Source organism: Kitasatospora sp. NPDC015121 (assembly GCF_055562955.1).
The window spans coordinates 1-22,697 of the sequence record NZ_JBVHEH010000056.1; the positions used below are offsets into that span (position 1 = coordinate 1).

At 63.0% G+C, this 22,697-nt stretch carries 3 protein-coding genes; all 3 read right to left on the reverse strand.

Going from position 1 to position 22,697, the window contains the following annotated elements:
- Positions 1–3,384: amino acid adenylation domain-containing protein (locus ACZ3J7_RS39240; protein ID WP_465628224.1), on the reverse strand; the 3,384-nt coding region annotated here is incomplete at its 3' end.
- 371 nt (positions 3,385–3,755) lie between these two features.
- A complete protein-coding gene (locus tag ACZ3J7_RS39245; RefSeq protein WP_465628226.1) occupies positions 3,756–17,576 on the reverse strand; it encodes an amino acid adenylation domain-containing protein in 13,821 nt (4,606 codons plus the stop codon).
- Between the two features lie 17 nt (positions 17,577–17,593).
- Entirely contained in the window at positions 17,594–22,696 is a 5,103-nt protein-coding gene (locus ACZ3J7_RS39250; RefSeq protein ID WP_465628228.1) for an amino acid adenylation domain-containing protein, read from the reverse strand.
- Position 22,697 lies beyond the last annotated feature (1 nt).

Consider the following 22,697-nt stretch of genomic DNA (forward strand, 5'->3'; position numbering starts at 1 on the left):
AACCAACAAATCAACCGACCGCCGAACAGCCAACCCCACCAACGACTCCGGCCCAACACCCAAACCAATCAAATAACGCGCAAACCTATTAACCCTCTCATCGAACTCCCCATACGAGAGCACCTCATCCCCGAACACCACCGCCCGCGACCCCGAACAAACCCCCACCACAGAATCAAAACCATCCAACAACAACCCACCCACAACCGGATGAGACGTGTCGTTCCACGACTCGAGCACCAAAGCACGCTCAGGCGCCGTCATGACCTCGACGTCACCGACCGCTGAACCGGGATCTGCGACCATCGCGCGCAGTATGCGGACAAACCGATCGGTGAAGGCGGACACGGTCGAGGCATCGAACAGATCCGTGGCGTAGAGCCAGGACAGCGCGATCCCTGCGGCATCCCCCGACTCGTTTTCCCGTGGAGCTGCGGTCAATTGCAAATCGAACTTCGCGATGTCGACGCCCGCGTCGAATCCGGAGACACGCAGTCCGGGCAATTCCAGTGCGTCGTCGGCCATGTTCTGGAAGAACAGCGCAACTTGGAACAACGGGTGGTGCGCTTGGGATCGTGCCGGGTCGAGCACTTCGACAAGCCGCTCGAATGGCACATCGGCGTTGGCAAAAGCTCCCAGATCGATGTCACGCACATGGTCGAACAAATCGGAGAAGCTTGCTCCTGGGTTCACGGCCGTGCGTAACACCAGGGTGTTTACGAACATGCCGATCAGATCGTCGAGTTCGGGTTCCCCTCGTCCAGAGATTGGTGAACCGATCGCCACGTCACCGCTGCCGCTCGACCTTGCCAACAGGACCGCCAGCGCCGCATGGACGACCATGAACAGTGACACGTTGTGGTCAAGTGCGAGTTGCTCCAGGGCACTGTGCAATTCAGCGTCCACGTCCGAACGGTGGACGCCGCCTCTGGTGGAGAGAATTGAGGGTCGTGGACGGTCGGCCGGGAGTTCGATCTTCTCCGGCAGGTCTCGCAAGGTCGTCTTCCAGTACGCGAGCTGCTCGGACATCAACGATGTCGGATCGGAATCCACGCCGAGAACCTCACGCTGCCACATCGCGAAGTCTGCGTACTGCACCGGCAGCGGTGTCCACTCCGGACTCCGGCCGTCCACACGCGCAAGGTAGGCGAACGCAACGTCCCGAACCAACGGCGCTACGGAAACGCCGTCCGCTGAAATGTGGTGAACGACCATCGCCAGGACATACTCGGACGGATCCGTCTGGAAGAGCTTGACCCGCAACGGAACTGCCGAGCTGACGTCGAATCCGGCGGTAACGAGAGTCAACAGTTCGCCTAGAAGTGCCGAATCGGCCAACGGAACGGGATCGAGGTCGATGTCTGCGGTCGATTCCGGCAGAATTTGCTGATAGCCCACACCGTCGATTCCTGGGTAGACAGTACGAAGGACTTCGTGCCGAGCTAGGACGTCACCGACCGCTGAGGCGAGCGCAACCGTGTCAAGCTCACCACTCAGGCGGAGGACGATCGGAATGTTGTTGACAGCAGATTCGGAATCGAACTGGCTCAGGAACCACATCCGTTGCTGCGCCAGCGACAACGGCACATGTTGCGGACGAATCACCGGCGCAAGCTGTACTCTGACGGACCCCTCCGCCTCGGCTTCGATTCGGGCAGCCAATGCTTCGACCGTCGATACCTCGAAGAGGGTTTTCACCTGAATGCGTGTCCCGAACGCAGCTCCGAGACGTCCAGCCAGCCTTGCTGCAACAAGTGAGTTGCCGCCGAGTTCGAAGAAGTCGTCTTCGGCACCGACCCTCTCGACTCCGAGCAGGTCGACGAAGGCCGCTGCCACGAGTACCTGTGCAGGCGTTGATGGTTCGCGGTACGCACGCGAGATGAAGATCGGCTCGGGAAGGCTGTCGGTGTCCAGCTTACCCACTGGGGTGAGAGGAATCCGGTCGATGACCATGATCGATGCAGGCACCATGTGGCGCGGAAGAACGGCCCGAGCGCTGGCGGTCAACGAGTCTGGGTCCAGGTCGACGTCGGCATTCGCCATGACATACGACACCAGCGCGGCGTCACCTGAGGAACCGGTGATCGCGACGGTGGCGACGAAGTCGACTCCGGGTTGGGCGGCAAGGACGGCATCGATCTCGCCCAGTTCGATCCGGAAGCCGCGAATCTTGACCTGTGAGTCCCCCCGCCCGAGATATTCGAGGTCGCGCTCACCACCGGTCTGATCGGTGGCTCCGCCATCGCCGCCGGTGCGGATCCACCGCACGGTATCGCCGGTCCGGTAGAGCCGCTCCCCGGCGCCGCCGAACGGATTTGCGACAAAACTTGCCGCCGTAGTTGCGGACAGGCCGTTGTACCCGCGGGCAAGGTGGGTGCCCGACAGGTAGAGTTCGCCGGCGGTTCCGGTGGCGACCGGCTGAAGTCGAGAATCGAGGACGAACACGCCGACACCACGGACGGGACCACCGATCGTCACGGGACGATCGACGGTCAACTCGGCGATGTTGCTGGCGACGGTGGCTTCCGTGGGTCCGTATGCGTTGAAGAACCGTCGGCCGGGCGCCCAGGTGGACAGCAGCGCGGGTGAACACGCTTCACCGCCGACGACCACCACCGCGAGATTGTCGAACTGGTGGGCGCCGTCAAGGGAAATCGAACCCAGCGCTGCCGGGGTCACAAACGCGTGCGTGATCTTTTCCGCCACCAGGAGTTCCGCGAGTTCGTCGCCGCCGAACATGTCCGGACGCGCGATCACCATCGTCGAGCCTGCACCGACGGCGAGCAGCAGTTCGAGCACGGAAGCGTCGAAACTCGGCGAAGCAAAATGCAGTGTCCGCGACGTAGAGGTGAGCGCATACCGTTCGACCTGTTCCGCACACAGGTCTGAAAGCCCGGCGTGGGTGACGACGACGCCCTTGGGCCGTCCTGTCGACCCCGAGGTGTAGATCACGTATGCCGGATGATCCACGCGAAGGGTTCGAACGCGTTCGGTATACGAGACCGGATCCGGGGAGATACCGGACAACTCGGCCGTCAACACGTCGCCGTCCACTTCCAGCCATTGGACGCTGCGAGGGCGGTCGATAGCGTACGCGGCCGTGGTCAGCCCTATCGAGGCTGCAGAATCGGTGATCATGTGTTCGACGCGGTCTGCAGGATAGCTGGGATCGACCGGCACGAAAGCTGCGCCGGTCTTGGCCACCGCCCACACCGCACAGACCGACTCGACGGAGCGGGGAATCGACACCGCCACCCGGTCCTCCGGCCCGATTCCGCGGCTGATGAGCAACCGAGCCAGACGCGAGGACAGCGCGTCCACTTCGGCATAAGTGAGGGTTTGACCCCCGAATGTGATCGCCGGTGCTGCTGGGTTGAGGTCCACTGCAGCTGCGAGTAACTGAGGCAGCAATGGCACCCGCGCGCGCCTGGTGCGTGCCGGTCGTTCGTTCCTGCCGGCGCGAGATGTCTTCCGCCGGGTCGCGTCGTCAGTACTCATACGACCGCCACCTGCGGTCGAACGGTGTGTACGGAGACCCAACGCTGCATCGAGCAACTCACCTTCGCGTCATACTTCTGAACTGTCACTACCGGTCTGTCCAGACTGGACGCCGGGGAACCCACAATTGCATCAGTGGGTTCCCCCAACACATCCAACCCCTACCGCCCATTGTTACAGCCGGTAACACCGATCCGGGCAACGGCACGATCACCTATGAATTCGGCCACTGGCACGGTCGCCGACGAAGCCCGATCTCACCACCCGAGTAGTTCGCCCGTTGCGAGGACGTACTCGAGATCGGGTAAGTCGGTTCGGTCGACGGCCGAGCGGACCTCGTCCGGAAGCACCACATGCGTCACCCAGTCGTCAGCAAGTGAGTCTTCGATTGCCTCGTCGTCACCGAGAATGACGACAGCCGCTCCGGCTGACGCCGCCAGGAGGACCGCGACCGAGTGCTCCGGCGAGCCGACCGCGCCGGCGAATGCCAACCTCGACTCGAAGTCGACGGAATACCGCTTACGCAGCTCCGCCAGAGAGTCCGACAGGTCGCCGTACGTCAGCACTCGGTCACCGTCGACGATCGCCGGATCGTCCGCCATTGTCGACCGGGCGCGATCGACGTAGCTGATCGGACGATCCGACATCGTCGCCAGCCGAGACTCGATCTCCGGTGACGTCAAGAGCAGCGTCGAGGTGTCGGAGTCATTCGACAGGGTCAGGCTTGCCGGATCCGACGGATGCGCCCCGGTAAAGGCTGCGCCGGCCTTCACCACAGACCAGTAGGCGATCACGGCATCGACACCACCACCGATGGAGATCGCAGTGCCGGGACCTGCACCTTCCTCGATGAGCAGGCGAGCCAGACGCGAAGACTTCGCGTCGAGTGCCGCGTAAGGGGTCTCCTCGCCGTCTGTTACCACCGCAGGCGCGTCCGGGTCGCTTTCCACGACGGAGGCGAGCAACTGAGGCAGCAACGTCGTGCTCGCGACTGCGCTGGCTTCGCGAACGCCGCCGGCGACCTCGGACTTCTCCATGTCGGTCAGCAGATCGAGATCGCCGACCTGCCTGGTCGGATCGTCGGTGACCTGCTCGAGTACACGAACGAACCGCTGTGCGAACGACTCGACCGTGGTCTTGTCGAACAGGTCCTCGGAATACAGCCACAGGCCGGAGAGTCCGAGGCCGTCCGCTGCGGTGGTCAGGGTGAGCTGAAGGTCGAACTTCGTGGTCAGGACTCCGCTGTCGACGGCGCCTATGGTCAGGTCTGCCAATGCAAACTCGGTCTGGGCGGTCGGTTCCAGCGACAGGACGAGTTGGAACAGGCCCCCCGCCCGAGGCGGCAGCGCCTCCACGATTTCCTCGTAAGGAACATCGGCTTCGCCGAACGCGGCCAGGTCGACGTCGCGCACATGCGAAACGAGATCCTCGAAGCGTGCACCGGCATCGACCGTGGTGCGAAGCGCGAGTGTGTTGACGAACATACCGACGAGATCGTCGAGGGCGCGCTCGCCCCTGCCGCCGACAGCGGTACCGATCGCGAAGTCGGAGCCTCCACCCAACCTCGAGATCAGGACCGCCAGTGCGGCGTGGATTGTCATGAACACCGTGGCGTTCTTCGCTCGGGCGATGTCGCTCAGTCGCGAATGGACATCAGCGTCGACGGTGAACTGGACGGCCCCCGCTGCGGCGGACTGCACCACGGGACGCGGTCGGTCTGTCGGCAAGCCGACATCGGTAGGCAGATCGTCGAGCGCTGTGCGCCAGAAGTCGAGTTGGCGCGCGGCGATCGTTCCCGCGTCATCTACCGATCCCAGTACGTCGCGTTGCCACAGCGCGAAGTCTGCGTACTGCACTTGGAGTGGGCTCCACGATGGTGCACTGCCCCGGGTACGCGCTTCGTAGGCCACCATCACGTCGCGGGCCAGTGGCCCCATCGACTGCCCGTCGGCCGCGATGTGATGCGCGACGAGTACGAACACGTACTGATCTTCTCCGATCTGGAGAAGATCAGTACGTACCGGAACCTCCGATGACACATCGAATCCGGCGGTCGTCGATTCGACGACCTTCGTGTACATCTGCGCGCCGTCGTGGACCGCTGTCGGTTCCCCGAACATGGGCACGAGGTCGGCGCCGACGATCCGCTGCACCGGCCCCAGCCCGTCGGACGGGTAAAGCGTTCGCAGTGACTCGTGGCGCGAAATCACGTCACGCAGAGCAAATTTCAGCGCATCGACGTCCAACTGCCCGGCCAGACGCAGCGCCATCGGGATGTTGTAGGTCGAGGCGTCGGTGTCCATCTGGTTGAGCACCCACATACGCTGCTGCGCCAGAGACAGCGGAATGCGCTCGGGGCGATCTTGGGCAACGAGCTGCTTTCGCGAACCGGTTCCGACGTGGACTTCGATCGCGCTCGCGAGTTCTTCGACTGTCCGGGTGTCGAACAGAGTCCGTACGGGGACTGTGGCGTCGAGGGATCGGCTCAGTCGTGCCGCCGCCCGGGTCGCGATCAATGAGTTACCACCGAGTTCGAAGAACTCGTCGTCGAGTCCGACCTGAGGAACCTCCAGCAATTCGGCGAATACCGTCGCCACGGCCTTCTCGGTGTCGGACACCGGCGCTCGATATTCGGCGGAAGCGAAGACGGGTGCAGGCAGCCGAGCGGAGTCGAGCTTCCCGTTCACCGTGAGGGGCAAGGCGTCCAACAACACTGTCGCGTCGGGAACCATGTAGCCGGTGAGGAAGTCGGCCGCACTTGTGCTGACCGTGCTCGCGTCGAGGTCCGAACCGGCCTCGGGCACGACGTACGCGATGAGCCGATCGCCCAGATCTGCGTCCTTGCGGACGACGGCCACGGCACGGGCGACACCACCGACTCGGAGCAGGGCCGTCTCGACCTCGCCGAGTTCGATCCGGAAACCTCGAAGCTGAACCTGCGAATCGGAACGCCCCAGGTATTCGAGCTGGCCGGCGCGGTTCCAGCGCGCCACATCGCCGCTTCGGTACATCGACTCGCCGTGTGATGCAAACGGATTCGCGACGAACCGCCCGGACGTCAATCCACTCTGCCCCAGATACCCGCGTGCCAGTTGTCCGCCGGCGACGTAGATCTCGCCGGCCGTGCCGACCGCAGCGGGCTGCAAACGGTCGTCGAGTACGTACACCCGAAGGCCGTCGAGTGGTCGACCTATCAACGACGCCGTCGCGGTCTCCGCGCTCGCACGATCGAGCGGGAGATAAGAGACGTGCACCGTGGTCTCGGTGATTCCGTACATGTTGACCAGTTGCGGCGAGTCGTCCGGATGACGGTCGTACCACCGGGTCAGCTGTGCGAGATCGAGTGCCTCGCCACCGAAGATCACGTACCGGAGCGCAAGATCCGACGCGGTACCGTCCGATCCTCCGGAAACACGGTCCGCCTCCGCAAGCTGGTAGAAAGCCGACGGAGTCTGATTGAGCACCGTGACGCCCTCGGTGGTCAGCAATTGCCTGAACTGGTCTGGCGAACGCGACGTCTCGAAGTCGACGACCACGAGTACACCGCCGTGAATGAGCGGACCCCACAGCTCCCACACCGAGAAGTCGAATGCGTAGCTGTGGAACAAAGTCCACACATCCGAGGAATCGAATGCGAATTCCGTCTGCGCGTTGGCGAACAACTCCACAACGTTCCGATGAGTGACCGCAACACCTTTGGGGCGGCCGGTAGATCCTGATGTGTAGATGACGTACGCCAGGTCTCTCGAACGCAAAGGCCGCACGCGGTCTGCGTCGGTCACGGGGCGGGAGTCGGCTGCGGCGTCCCGGGGCGAGACAGAAGGGCAGGGCAGTTCCCGCAGCGAATCCGGAGCGACGATCGCACACACCGGAGACGCGTCGGCAAGGGTATATGCGATCCGCTCATCCGGATAGCTCGGATCGATCGGCAGATACGCGGCACCAGACTTGACGACGGCGAGCAGCGCCACGACCAGATCGACCGATCGCGGCAAGAGGACCGCTACCAGGTCCTCGGATCCGACTCCCGAATCGATCAGCGTGCGGGCCAGACAGTTTGCGCGGGAATCGATGTCCCGATACGTCAATCGCTCGTCTCCGAAGACCACCGCAATCTCGTTCGGTGATCGGGTCACCTGTGCATCGAACAGTTCGGCCAGAGTGGTCGAGTCGTCGACGACCGCCCCGGGCGTGGCCCACCCTTCGAGTATCGTCCGGCGTTCGTCCTCACCGAGAATGTCGATGTCGCCGACTGCATTTGACGAATTGGCGACGACGGATGTCAGCACGGCGTTCAGTCGTGACTCGAGGCCTGCAATCGTCGATTCGTCGTAGAGATCGGTGGCGTAGGTGACGGCGAAGGTGAGCCCGCCCGCCTGAGCCGGAGTCTCCCAGACCGTGAACTGCAGGTCGAACTTGGCCAACGTCGGCGCAATGTCGACACCGGAAATGCTCAGGCCCGGAATCTCTACGGATCCGTGCGCACCCTGACCGAGATTCTGGAACGAAAAGCCCACCTGGAAAAGCGGATTACGCGCCTGCGACCGTTCGGGGTCCAGTGCTTCCACCAGACGCTCGAACGGAACGTCAGCGTTCTCGAAACCGGCCAAATCAGTGTCCCGTACCTTCGACAGGAGTGCAGTGAACGACTCGCCCGGGTCGACCTCGGTCCGCAGGACCAAAGTGTTGACGAACATGCCGATCAGATCATCGAGAGCCTGTTCACCTCGTCCGGCCGCTGGTGTACCGATCACGATGTCGGCGGTGCCGGACAGCTTCGCCAGCAGGACGGCCAGCGCACTGTGCAGAACCATGAAGAGTGACACATTATGTTCTCGCGCAACATGATTCAATGATTCGTGCATGGCCGCTTCGATATCGAAGCAGTACTCGGCACCGGAGTGTGAAGCGACTCGCGGACGCGGCCGATCCGACGGCAGGGTCAGTTCGACGGGCAATCCGTCCAGTTGCGACTTCCAGTATTCCATCTGTTTCGAGATCAACGATCCCTGATCGGACTCGACACCGAGTACCCGGCGCTGCCACAGCGCGAAGTCCGCGAATTGGATCGGTAGCGGCTTCCACGTCGGAGCGATTCCCTGCGACCTCGCGGCGTACGCCGAGACGACGTCCCGGACCAGCGGCCCCATCGAAAAGCCGTCACCGCTGATGTGATGGATGGCGAACACCAGAACGTACTGCGAGTCGGCAAGATCGAACAAACGTGCCCGGACCGGCACGTCTGCAGTGACATCGAATCCGGCGAGTACGTATTCCGCCACCCGGTCGGTGACGACGGACTCGTGGATACGTACTGGCGACAGATCAGGCAGTGCATCCGCGGTGTCGAGGACTCGCTGGTATCCGATACCGTCGACTTCCGGATATGTGGTCCTGAGAATCTCATGTCGCTCGAACAGATCACGAAGAGCTGCCTGCATGGCCTCGATGTCGAGATCCCCCGTCAACCGGATCGCGATCGGAATGTTGTCCACTCCGGACGCCGAATCGAATCGGTTCAGGAACCACATGCGCTGCTGCGCGATCGACAGCGGAACCAACTCAGGGCGCTCCTGTGGTTCGAGCGGCGGACGGCCGCCCCGCCCCACGAGCACGTCGATTCGCGCCGCGAGCGACTCCACTGTCGATGCATCGAACAGGATGCGGACCGGCACAGTGGTGTCGAGTGCATGCCCGAGTCGAGCGACGATCTGCGTCGCGATCAGTGAATTACCGCCCAGCGCAAAGAAGTCGTCGTCCAAGCCGACCTGCCCGATACCGAGGAGGTCGGCGAAAATACGCGCAACTTCGACCTCGACCACAGATTCGGGTTCCCGGAAGACCGCGATCTCGACCTCAGGATCGCGCAGTTGCTTCCGGTCGAGTTTTCCCGAGGCGTTGAGCGGCAGTTCGTCCAGAACAACATGTGCCGTGGGCACCATGTATGACGGAAGATGTTTCCCCAGTATCGATTCCAGTTCCAGCCAATCGATCAGAGACTCACCGGCCGCCGTCAGGTACGCGACCAGTTGATCGTTCCGGACGGCAACCACCACCGAACCGACCGACGGATGATCACGCAGGATCGACTCGATCTCCCCCAGCTCGATGCGTAGTCCGCGTAGCTTGACCTGAAAGTCGGTACGTCCGATGTATACCAACTCACCCGACGCATTCCATCGCACCAGGTCTCCGGTCCGATACAGGCGTGAGCCGGCAGGTCCGAACGGATCGGCGACAAACCGGTCCGCTGTGAGGTCCGGCCGAGCCACGTACCCCCGGGCCAACTGCACTCCCGCGAGGTAGAGCTCGCCCGCGACCCCGACGGGCACCGGATGCAGTCGTGAGTCGAGTACCAGAACGCGTGTGTTCCAGACCGGCGCGCCGATCGGCATGGTGGTGGTGTCGGCGTCCGTCACCTCATGGAAGGTGACGTCGACCGCGGCCTCCGTCGGTCCGTACAGATTGTGCAGTTCAGTTCCGGGAAGAACCGTCCGGAACTGCGCGGCCACCTGCGGGGCGAGCGCCTCACCCGAGGCGAAGACTCGGGTAAGGGCAGAAGACCTCGTGACAACCGTATCCGCGAGGAACACTTCCAACATCGACGGCACGAAGTGAATGGTGGTCACTCGTTCGGACGCGATCAGCGCGGCCAGATAGGCCGGATCTCGGTGGCCGTCGACGGCAGCGATCGCCAGTCGAGCTCCGACTTGCAACGGCCAGAAGAACTCCCACACGGAGACATCGAAGGTAAAGGGAGTCTTCTGGAGGACCACGTCGTCGCCGAGGAGGCTGTACTCGGCCTGCATCCAGATCAGCCGGTTGACGATCGCGCGGTGTGACACCGCAACGCCCTTCGGTTTGCCCGTCGACCCGGAGGTGAAGATCACGTACGCCGTGTTCTCCCCTCGCAGCGGGCCGAGGCGGTCCGCGTCGGTGACCGGTGCGTCGGAACAACCGGACAGGTCTACGGTATCGATCCTGACTACCAGCACTCCCTCAGCGTCGAATCCATCTCTCTCTGTGGTCAACACACAGATCGGAGCTGCAGTCGACACGACGTATTCGTTGCGCTCGACGGGCTGATCGGGGTCGATGGGCAGATAGCCGCCGCCGGCCTTGACTACCGCGTACATCGCCACCAGCAAATCGAAGCTTCGGCGAATGGCCAAGCCGACCAGGGTATCCGGGCCGACGCCTTCCGACACGAGTTTGCGGGCGAGTTGATTGACCCGCCGGTCGAATTCGAGATACGTCAGCTGATTCCCATCGAAGGTCAGCGCGATCGAATGGGGAGAGCGGACGACCTGTTCATCGAACAGATCCACCAGCGTCACATCGCGAACATCGTGACCGGTGCTGTTCCAGCGCTCGACGACCAGCCCCAGATCGGAGTCGCCGACGACGTCGACGTCCCCGACCGGCCCAGCGGGGGCAGCCGCGACCGCCGAGAGAGTCGCGGTCAGATACTGGACGAAGGAGGCCACCGTCTTACGGTCGAACAGATCCGTTGCGTAAGTGAAGAGTCCACGGAGTTCACCGTCATGCTCGGTGATCGTCAATTGCAGATCGAATTTCGCCACGGACGCATCGACGTCGAGGGCCGATACCGTGACGCCGTCGATGTCGGCCAATTCGTCGCTGCCCTGGGCGACGTTCTGGAACGTGAGCATGACCTGGAACAGCGGATTGCGTGACTGCGATCGTTCCGGGTTGATGATTTCGACGAGGCGCTCGAACGGCACGTCGGCATGCGCGAACGCTTGCAGGTCCGACTCACGCGTGCTGCGAAGCAATTCCGTGAACGACAGCGACAGATCGACGTTCGTCCGCAACACGAGTGTGTTGACGAACATTCCGATCACATCGTCGAGTTCCTGCTCACCACGCCCCGCGACCGGAGTACCGATCACGATGTCGGAGGTGCCGGACAGGCGCGCCAGCATCACGGCGAATGCACTGTGCACGACCATGAATCGCGAAGCCTGATGCTCACGCGCAATTCGGTCGAGGGAATCGACGACGCCCTGCTCGATGGCAAATTGGTACTCTGCACCACCGTTCGTTGCTACGGCTGGACGTGGCCGATCGGTCGGCAGGTCCAGCTGATCCGGGATTCCCGCGAGCCGGCTCTTCCAGTAGTTGACCTGGCCCGAGATGATCGAGTGCGGATCGTCCTCGCTGCCGAGCACCTCACGCTGCCACAGGGTGTAGTCGACGAACTGGACAGCCAGCGGCGACCAGGACGGCGCACGCCCGTGCGATCGCGCCGCATACGCTGTCACCACGTCACGTACCAACGGCACCATCGAGAAACCGTCTCCGCTGATGTGATGGACGACGAAGACAAGCACGTACTCATCGTCGGCAAGTTGGAAGAGCGCGGTACGGAGAGGGATCTCGACCGTGACGTCGAATCCGGGCTGGATCAGCTCCCGCACACGGAGTTCCACAGCCTCGGCCGGAACTCGAACCGGTGACAGATCGAGATCGACTGCCGCCGAACCGAGAACCTGCTGGTAACCGACGCCGTCGATCTCGGGATAGATCGTGCGTAGGCTTTCGTGACGGTCGATCAGGTCCCGCACGGCCCCCGCCAGAGCCGCCGTATTCAACGGACCGGTCAACCGCACGGCGACCGGAATGTTGTCGACCCCGGATTCCGGCTCGAACCGGTTGAGGAACCACATTCGCTGCTGCGCCAACGACAGCGGGACTCGCTCGGGACGTTCCTGCGGGACGAGAGGCATCCGCCCCGCGTCGCCGGTGTGAGTGCTCAGTCGTGCGGCCAGGGCCTCGACCGTCGACACGTCGAACAGCAGTCGTACCGGCACTACGGTGTCCAAGGACTGACCGAGCCGTGAGACAACTCGCGTGGCAATCAACGAGTTGCCACCGAGTTCGAAGAAGTCGTCGTCGAGACCGACCTGAGCTACACCCAGAACATCCGAAAAGATCTGGGCCACAGTTTCTTCGACCACAGTGGTCGGAGCGCGGTATGACAGTGTCGCGAACGTCGGCTCGGGCAGGGCCCGCCGATCGACCTTTCCGTTGGCGTTCAATGGAACCGTCTCGATCGCCACGAACGCGGACGGCACCATGTAGTCAGGCAGACGCGCCGCGACGGTCGAACGTATCGCCGCGATGTCGACGTCGGCCCCGTGTGCTGGTACCAGATAAGCCACCAGGCGGTCTCCGACCAGGCTGTCCTTGTGTACCACCACGACAGCAGCCGATACCGAATCGAGTGCCACCAGGGCCCCTTCGATCTCGCCGAGTTCGATTCGGAGTCCACGGATTTTGACCTGGAAGTCGGTGCGGCCCAGATAGTCCAGCTCTCCCGAACCGTTCCACCGGACCTGGTCTCCGGTACGGTACAGCCGCGAGCCTGCCGACCCGAACGGATTCGCCACGAACCTCTCGGCAGTAAGGTCGAAGCGTCCGCCGTATCCGCGGCTGACTCCCACACCTCCCACGTAAAGCTCACCGACCACTCCGGCCGGGACCAGCTGCAGGCGCGAATCCAGCACGTAGAGTTCGATATTCGGAATTGGAATCCCAATGGGGACTCCGTTGACGTCTCCCGGTGCCGCCTCCTGGAAGGACACTACGTCGGAGGCCTCAGTGGGGCCGTAACTGTTGACGACGCGCACACCGGCGGCCATCAGATCTTTGAGCCGACCAACCTGAATCGGCTCACCACCGAGGAACACGACGTCGAGCGATTCGAGGACGCCGTCCACGTCGGCATCGACCAGTGCATCAAATGCACTCGGCGACATGTTCGCGACCTGGACGTCGTCGTCGGAGACGGCGCGAAGGATCTCGGCGGGGTCGAACCCCGCTGCGGCGACGTGAACACTGCCACCGCTGGTAAGCGGTCCCCACACATTCTTCTGCGTGAGATCGAAACTCGGTGACGACGCAACGACCACACCAGCGGCGTCCGGAAGTTCGGATCGGTACCAGGCTGTCGTATTCTCGATGCCCGCCATCGGTACGACCGTGGGCTTGGGCCGACCCGTCGAACCAGAGGTCGAGATGACGTATCCCACGCGCTCACCTGCGCCCCGCTCACGCCAATGGTCCACCCATTCCGGAACAGAATCGCCGGATTCCGCCCCATCAGTGCTCTCGACCCGCAGCACCGGGAGCGCCGTCTGGACGCCACCGGACGCGATCACCACGCGGGCACTGGTGTCTTCGAGCAATGTATTCACGCGCTCAGTCGGCAACGTGGGATCGATTGGTGTGTAACCGGCGCCGGTCTTCCACACCGCGAGCATTGCCACTACCCACTGCCACGACCTGGGCAGCACCAGCGCAACCACGTCGTCCGCTCCCACACCCGCAGCGAGCAAGTCCTGAGAGAGCACCGACGACCGCGCATCGAGTTCCCCGTAGGTGAGGGTCCGATCATCGGCCACGACGGCAACCGTCGACCGGTCGCGACTGACATGCCGGGCAAAGAGTGCAAGTGGCGATCTGTCGCCGATCGACACACGCTGCCCCACCGACCAGTCGAGCACGCAGGCTGCCTCGCCGGCGCCGAACAGATCGATCTCGCCGACGAGAACGGCCGGATCGGCAGCGACCGCACCGAGCAATACGGACAGCCTGGAACCGAACGTCTCGATGGTCGAGGCATCGAAAAGGTCACGCGCATAATCGATGACGACTGACAGCCCGCCGACCTCGATGTCTTCCCACACCGTGAACTGGAGGTCGAACTTGGCGACTGCGGACTCGAGCTCGAAACCGCTTACCTCGAGGCCGCCGAGCGTTGCGTCACTTTGTGTTTTCTGGCCGAGATTCTGGAACGCGAGCATCACCTGGAACAGCGGATTGTGTGCCTGCGAGCGTGCCGGGTCGAGCACCTCTACCAGACGCTCGAACGGGACGTCAGCGTTACCGAATGCATCGAGGTCTGCAATCCGTGCCTGGTTCACCAGTTCGTCGAATGTACTTGCCGGATTGATCTCGGTACGCAGCACCAGGGTGTTGACGAACATGCCGATGACGTCGTCGAGTGCGCGATCGCCACGACCCGCCACCGGGGTGCCGATCGCGATGTCAGTGGTTCCGGACAAACGCGCCAACAGCACGGCGATTGCGCTGTGCAATACCATGAACACCGTGGCCTTGTTCGCCTGCGCAATCGACTCGAGGCGCGCGAGTACGTCCGCACCGATAGTCATCGTGTGCGACGCTCCGCGATAACTCGCGACGGGCGGGCGGGGTCGATCCATCGGCAGGTCTAGCCGCTCGGGGAGCCCGTCGAGCTGCTGTGTCCAGTAATCGATCTGGCGCGATATCACCGATTCCGCGTCGTGCTCGCTGCCGAGGACTGTTCGCTGCCAGATCGAGAAGTCTGCATATTGCACGTCCAGCGGCGTGAATTCGGGTGCGCTGCCAGCCGCCCGACTCGCGTAAGCGGTCACGACGTCGCGCACCAAGGGGCCCATCGAGAAGCCGTCACCACTGATGTGGTGGACGACGAATACAAGGACGTATTCCGACGCGGCCACCTGGAAGAGCTTGACCCGCAACGGCACCTGTGAGGTGACGTCGAATCCCCCGGTGATCTCCGTGATGACACGCTCGGTGATCTCGGATTCGGCCACAGCGACCGGCGACAGATCGAGCTCCACGTCGGAGACGGTCAAGATCTGCTGGTAGCCGACGCCGTCGACCTCCGGATACACAGTACGCAGGCTCTCGTGCCGCTCGACGAGATCATCGATCGCCGAACGGAGCGCAGCGGCATCGAGCATTCCAGTCAGCCGGAGAACGACTGGGATGTGATCGACTGCCGAGGTCGAGTCGAAGCGGTTGAGGAACCACATACGCTGCTGCGCAAGCGAAAGCGGGATCCGGTCGGGACGTTCCTGTGCAACGAGAGGAGCCTTCGTACCGCGGCCAGCAGAATCGCCTACGAGAGAAGCTAATTCGGATACCGTCGGAGCATCGAAGAAAGCTCGCATGTCGAGTTCCACGCCGAGTTCGGCGTTCGCGCGCGCCACCACTCGCGTCGCGAGCAGTGAATTGCCCCCGAGGTCGAAGAACCCGTCGTCTATGCCGAGATCGTCGCGGCCGAGCAAGTCGGCAAAGATCGCTATCAACGTCTTCTCGACCGGGGTGCTCGGTGCGCGGTATTCGACAACCTGCGCTGTGAACTCGGGCGCCGGCAGCGCCTTGCGGTCCAGCTTGCCACTGGCATTGAGCGGAAACGCCTCGAGTTCGACAAACAGCGACGGCACCATGTAGTCCGGCAGGCGTCCACCCAATTCACGTGCAAGAGCGTCGGTGTCGAGCACAACTCCCGATGCGGGAACCACGTATGCCACCAGATTGTCGCCCAAAGCCGCATCGGAGTGGACGAGAACGGCCGCCTGTGCGATTGCATCGTTGTCGAGTAGCGCTGATTCGATTTCGCCGAGTTCGATGCGCAGTCCCCGCAGCTTCACCTGGAAGTCGGTGCGGCCGAGGTACTCGAGCAGGCGGTCGGCGCCGGCACCGCGCCATCGGACCAGGTCGCCGGTTCGGTACATGCGCTCGCCGTCCGAGGTGGAATGCGCGACGAACCGATCCGCCGTCAGATCGGGGCGGGAGACATACCCTCTGGCCAGCTGGACCCCCGCGAGGTAAAGCTCGCCGGGGACGCCGGGAGGTACTGGACGCAGTGCGTCGTCGAGGACGAGTAGCTCTGTTTCGGCGACAGCACGGCCGATCGGAATGGAGACCTCGTCCTGCGGTCCGGTTGCGTAGTACGTGACGTCGACGGCTGCCTCGGTCGGTCCGTACAGATTGTGCAGTTCCGCGGTGCTGACGTCGCGCAGCCGCGCGGCGGTCTGGGCGGGAAGCGCTTCACCCGAGGCGAAAACGTAACGTAGCGAGGTGATCTCGGAAGCGCGCGGTTCAGCGACGAAGACCGCGAGCATCGAGGGGACAAAATGTACAACGGTGACGCCGTACTCGATCATCGTCGCTGCGACGTAGGCCGGATCACGATGCCCGTCCGGCTTCGCGATCACGAGGCAAGCGCCGACCTGCAACGGCCAGAAGAACTCCCACACCGACACGTCGAACGTAAACGGCGTCTTCTGCAGGATGACGTCTTCGTCGGTGAAGGGATATTCGCTCTGCCTCCATCGGAGGTTGGCGACGATTGCCTCGTGTGACACACCGACGCCCTTGGGCCTGCCGGTCGAACCCGACGTGAAGATCACGTACGCAAGATTGTCGGTGCGCAGCGGTGACAGCCGGTCACCGTCGGCAAGCGGCGCGCCTGAGTGCGCCGAGACATCGATGTCATCGATCCGCAGTACATCGACGTTTTCGGGAATGCCGACCGCGTCCACTGACGTCGTGAGCACGAGGACGGGCGCGGCGACGTCGATCACATACGCCAGACGCTCAGCGGGATGGTCGGGATCGAGTGGTACGTACGCACCACCGGCCTTGACGATCGCGTACATCGCAACCAGCAGTTCGACGGACCGACGGATACCCAGGCCGACGAATGTGTCCGGTCCGACGCCACGGGCGACGAGCTCGCGGGCGAGCTGATTGACCCGGCGATCGAATTCCGCGTAGGTCGACGCCGTGGAGCCGAAACGAAGGGCGACGGCATCGGGGGTACGCGCGACCTGCTCCTCGAACAGACTTACGAGAGTCGACTCGACGACCGACGGAGCCTCGAAAACAACGACGGAAGTCGCATCGGCGATGAGCGCACCGACGACGGATTCGAGGCCACCCTCTCGTGTGGCGAGCAACTCCGGCAGCAGCGTGGAGATCACGACGGGTACGAGTGCGTCCGGGCCGAGCGCACCACCCATCGCGGAGTCGAGTGTGGCCAGTTCCGAGTGCAACCGTTCGTAGGTGACCTCGGCGTCTGCATGAACAAGCGCTGTCCGGTCGGGCTCCGCCTCGGCTACTGCAGCGATCAATCTCGGCAGGTCCTCGATCGTCAGCGACTGTGGTCCCGGCATACCGACGGACATCAACACTTCCTCCAACTGACGACAGCACGGCGCAGATCCAACGCACGACTGGTCGTACAGATCAACGCCCATGGGGCAAATACTGCATATTACCCGTCCGTACCGGAACCCTTCCCCAGCGTGGCCTGCGCGTCAGTTATCAAAGACTCGACGAGCGAGGTAATACCGTCGGCGCCCAGTGCCGGAAGAATGCCCGGAACCAGACCGTTCAGCGAAACCGAGACCAACGCGTCGGCAGTGAGCGCCGCACCCATCGTCTGCTTCATCACAGCCAGTTTTTCGGCCAGCTGTGTGAAGGTCACCACGGTGTCGCCGTGTGTGAAGGCAACCGCCGTCGGATCTGCTGCGGCGGCCGCTGCTGCGAGGTCCGGAAGGTCCGCGGCCGTTTTCGGCTCGGCTGCCTCGATCAGCGCGCGTTCGAAGTCCGTCACGATGTCGATGGTCCGCAAAACCACCGTCGGATCTGCGGCAACGGCGTCGACCACGGCCCGCAACCTGGCTGCGAACAGTTCCATGGTTGCGGCGTCGTACAGATCGGTTGCATAGGTGAATCGCATCCGGATATCGGACAGCGCTCCGTGCTCGTCGAACTCCTCGATACCGGTGAGCTGCAGGTCGAACATCGCCGAGTCGAATCCGTCGTCCACCGCCGACAGTTCGAGCCCTGGCAGCGCAAACTTGCCAAGTGCCATGTTCTGGAACGTGAGCATCACCTGGAACAGCGGTGAGTATGCCTGCGAGCGCTCACGGCCGACCTGCTCGACCAGACGCTCGAAGGGCACGTCTGCGTTTCCGAACGCCGCGAGGTCCTTCTCCTTCACCTGCTGCAGCAGGTCGACAAACGTGGTTGCCGGTTTCACCTGCGTGCGCAACACCAGCGTGTTGACGAACATACCGACCAGGTCGTCGAGGACTCGCTCGCCGCGGCCCGCCACCGGTGTACCGATCGCGATGTCGTTCGAGCCGCTGAGCTTGGACAGCAGCACCGAGAACGCGGCATGCACGACCATGAACACGGTCGAGTTCTGCTCGCGCGCGATTTCCGCGATTCGACGCGTGGAGTCGGCGCCGAGAGTGAACAGGAAGTCCGCACCCTTCATCGACTGCGTCGGCGGACGAGGACGGTCCGTCGGCAGTTCCAGAAGTTCGGGAACGCCGGCGAGTTCCTGCGTCCAGTAGGCAAGCTGCGTCGACAGTTCACTGTCCGGATCGCCCTCGGAACCCAGAACGTCGCGCTGCCATAACGTGTAATCCGCGTACTGGACTTCGAGCGGAGCCCATTCGGGTGCCGCTCCCCCGGTACGCGCCGTGTACGCGACCATCGTGTCTCGGATCATCGGCGCCATCGAGAACGCGTCGCCGCTGATGTGGTGGACCACCACGATCAGGACATGCTCGGTGGGCGTGATCTGGAAAAGGCGAACGCGCAGCGGAACACCGGCAGTGACGTCGAAGCCCTGACCGACGACCTTCGCGACCTCGGCCCCAATCGTGTCTTCGCCGACATACAGCACGGCCATGTCGACAACGGCTGCCGACTTCGACTGAATCGACTGCGTCGGGCCGTCCCCGAGATCGGGATAGAACGTCCGCAGGATCTCGTGGCGAGCAACAAGGTCGGAGACGGCCGACTGCAATGCTGCGACGTCGAGATCGCCGGACATCCGGATCGCGACCGGGATGTTGTACGCGGCAGATCTGCGGTCGATCTGGTTGAGAACCCACATCCGCTGCTGAGCGAGCGACAACGGAATCTGCGACGGCCGTTCCTGCGCCACCAACTGTGCCCGCGAACCTGAACCGGCATGTTCGAGCACCCGCGACGCCAGCAGTCCGACAGTCGACGCTTCGAAGATGATCCGCACCGGAATCTGGGCGTCAAGTGCCTGACCCAACCTGGCCACGACCTGTGTGGCGATCAGCGAGTTTCCGCCGAGATCGAAGAAGTCGTCGTCCAACCCGACTCGTGGAACGCCCAGGACTTCGGCAAACACCGAGGCCACGATCTCTTCGACCGGATTGCTCGGGGCACGGAACTCCGTTGCCTCGAATTCGGGTTCCGGCAGCGCCTTTCGATCGATCTTGCCGTTGATGTTGAGCGGCAATTCGCTCAGCACCATCAACGCCGACGGCACCATGTAACTCGGCAACTCGCGGACGAGTTCCGCCTTCACGCTGTCGACGTCGACGGTGGCCCCGGCCTGCGGAACGAGGTACCCGACCAGTCGATCCCCCAGTCGCGGATCGGTTTTCGCGACGACAACCGCGGCGTCCACGGACTCAGCAGCTCTGATAACAGCTTCGATCTCACCGAGTTCGATGCGGTAGCCGCGGATCTTCACCTGGAAGTCGGCACGATCGACGTACTCGAGTTCACCGCCACTGCGCCAGACAACGAGGTCGCCGGTGCGGTACAGACGTGTGCCCGGTTCTCCGAAGGTGTTGGCGACAAAGCGTTCCGACGTCAGGTCGGCGCGGCCGTGATAACCGCGAGCCAACTGCGTTCCGGCCAGGTACAGCTCACCGGTGACTCCGACCGGAACGGGATGCAGTCGCTCGTCGAGCACGTAGACCTGCGTATTCCATTCCGGGGCACCGATCGAGACCGACGAGGTATCGCTCTCGTCCACATCATGCGCGGTCACTGACACCGCAGCCTCGGTCGGACCGTACAGATTGACGAGTGCCGCGTCGGACATTTTGCGAAACTCTGCCGCCGTTGCCGCGGGCAAGGCCTCACCGATGGCAAGGACACGCTCGAGCGACTGCGGAAGAGTGCCGTCTGCTGCGGCCGTCAGCATCGAGAGCATGGACGGCACCGCGTGCAGCGTCGTCACCTTCTCCTGAGCGATGAGCGCCAGCATGTACTCGGCGTCCTTGTGGCCGTCCGGGTCGGCGATGACCAGGCGGGACCCGGATGTCAACGCGGACCAGAACTCCCAGACCGAGAGGTCGAACGTCGCTGCAGTCTTGAGCAACATTGCGTCGGTCTGGTCGAGACCGTAGCGATCACGCTTCCACAGAAGCTGATTGACGATCGCGGCGTGGGACAGCGCCACACCCTTCGGCTTGCCGGTCGATCCCGACGTGAAGATCACGTACGCGGTATTCGCCGAACGAAGCGGTGCGATCCGCTCGTCGCCGCGCACCGGCGCTCCGGAGACGCGCGACAGATCGAGGGTGTCGATGAGAAGAACATTGTCGATCCCCGCGAGCGACGGTGCGTCGTTCTCGTTGCTGAGCACGCAGACCGGCGCGGCCATCTCGAGGACGTACCCGGTGCGATCGGCCGGATGATCCGGATCGATCGGAACATAACCGCCGCCTGCCTTGGCAACGGCGTACATGCCGATCACCAGGTCGATGGAGCGTCGCATTCCCAATGCCACCAACGACTCCGGACCGACACCCAGTTCGATCAGGTGACGGGCGAGCCGGTTGACCTTGTCGTCGAACTCCACATACGTCAGCGATTCGAGCCCGTGCACCAACGCGACGGAATCACCGTGCGCGGCAACCTGCTGATCGAACAGATCGACCAGTGTCGCCTCGGCGTCGAGTGCCTGCTCCGTTGCATTCCATTCCTGCAGAACCTGATTCGACTCACGCGGATCGAGCACGTCGATGTCGCCGACCACGATCGACGGATCGGCAACCACCGCTGCCAGAACGGTGTTGAACCGATCAGCGAAGGACTGCACTGTCGACTCGTCGAAAAGGTCGTGCGCGTAGCTGAACACGGCCGAGATGCCGGAGGCAACGCCACGCTCGTCGTAGTTGTCACCGACGATCAACTGCAGATCGAACTGAGCGACACCGTTGTCGATCTCCAGGCCCTTCACCGTGAGACCAGGCAGTTCCAGGCTTGCCTGTTCCATGTTCTGGAAGAGGAAGCCCACCTGGTAGAGCGGGTGCCGAGCGGTCGAACGTGCCGGGTTGAGAACTTCGACCAGTCGCTCGAACGGAACGTCGGCGTGCGCAAACGCCTGCAGGTCGTTCTCTCTCACGCGGGCAAGCAGTTCCGTGAAGCTGTCGGAACCGTCGACGTGTGTCCGGAATACCAGAGTATTGACGAACATGCCGATCAGATCGTCGAGCGCACGCTCGCCACGGCCCGCGATCGGGGTGCCAACGGCGATGTCGTCGGTGCCGGAAAGGCGCGCCAACAGGACCGCGAATGCCGCGTGCGTGACCATGAACAAGGTTGTTCCGTGCTCACGGGCCAGTGATGCCAAGCCCTGATGCACTGCTGCATCGATCTCGAAGTGGAGGTAACCCCCACGGTACGACTGCGCGGCGGGACGCAGACGGTCCGTCGGCAGGTCCAGCTGATCGGGCAACCCGGCCAAAGCCTGGCTCCAGTAGGCGATCTGCTCGGACGACACTGATTCCGGGTCTTCCTCGCTTCCCAGTACCTCACGCTGCCACAAGCTGTAATCCGCGTACTGCACATTCAGCGGAGCCCAACCCGGCGCCGTTCCCTGTGCCCTGGCCGCGTAGGCCATGACGAGGTCACGGGCGAACGGAGTAGTCGAGGAACCGTCCGCGGCGATGTGGTGCACCACCACGGCAAGGACGTACTCGTTCTCGGCTAACTGGAACAACCGAATCCGCAGCGGGATTTCGGCCGTCACGTCGAACCTCGTCGACGCCAATTCGACCAGCTTGCCGACAATCTCGGCTTCCGTGACGCTTTCGACGTCCAATTCCACCGGTGTATGTCCTACCGGTTCGATGACCTGGACCGGTCCCGAATCGGTTTCCGGATACACAGTGCGCAGGGTTTCATGACGGCCTACTACGTCGCCGATCGCTGCACGCATCGCGCCCAGATCGAGTTCACCGCTCAGTCGCAGAGCAAACGGCATGTTGTAGGCACCGGCGGAGCCGTCGAACCGGTTGAGGAACCACATACGTTGCTGCGCAAGAGAAAGCGGAATCTCTTCCGGTCGATCCTGAGCTGTCAGCGCAAGGCGGCTTCCTTCACCGACGTGTGATTCGAGACGTGCGGCGAGTTCCTGAACGGTGGACGCTTCGAACAGAAGGCGAACCGGTACGGCCGTCTCGAGTTCTTCGGCGATGCGCATGACAACCCGAGTCGCGATGAGGGAGTTGCCACCCAACTCGAAGAAATCATCATCCAACCCCACCCGATCAACACCCAACACACCCACAAACGCCGACGCCACCACC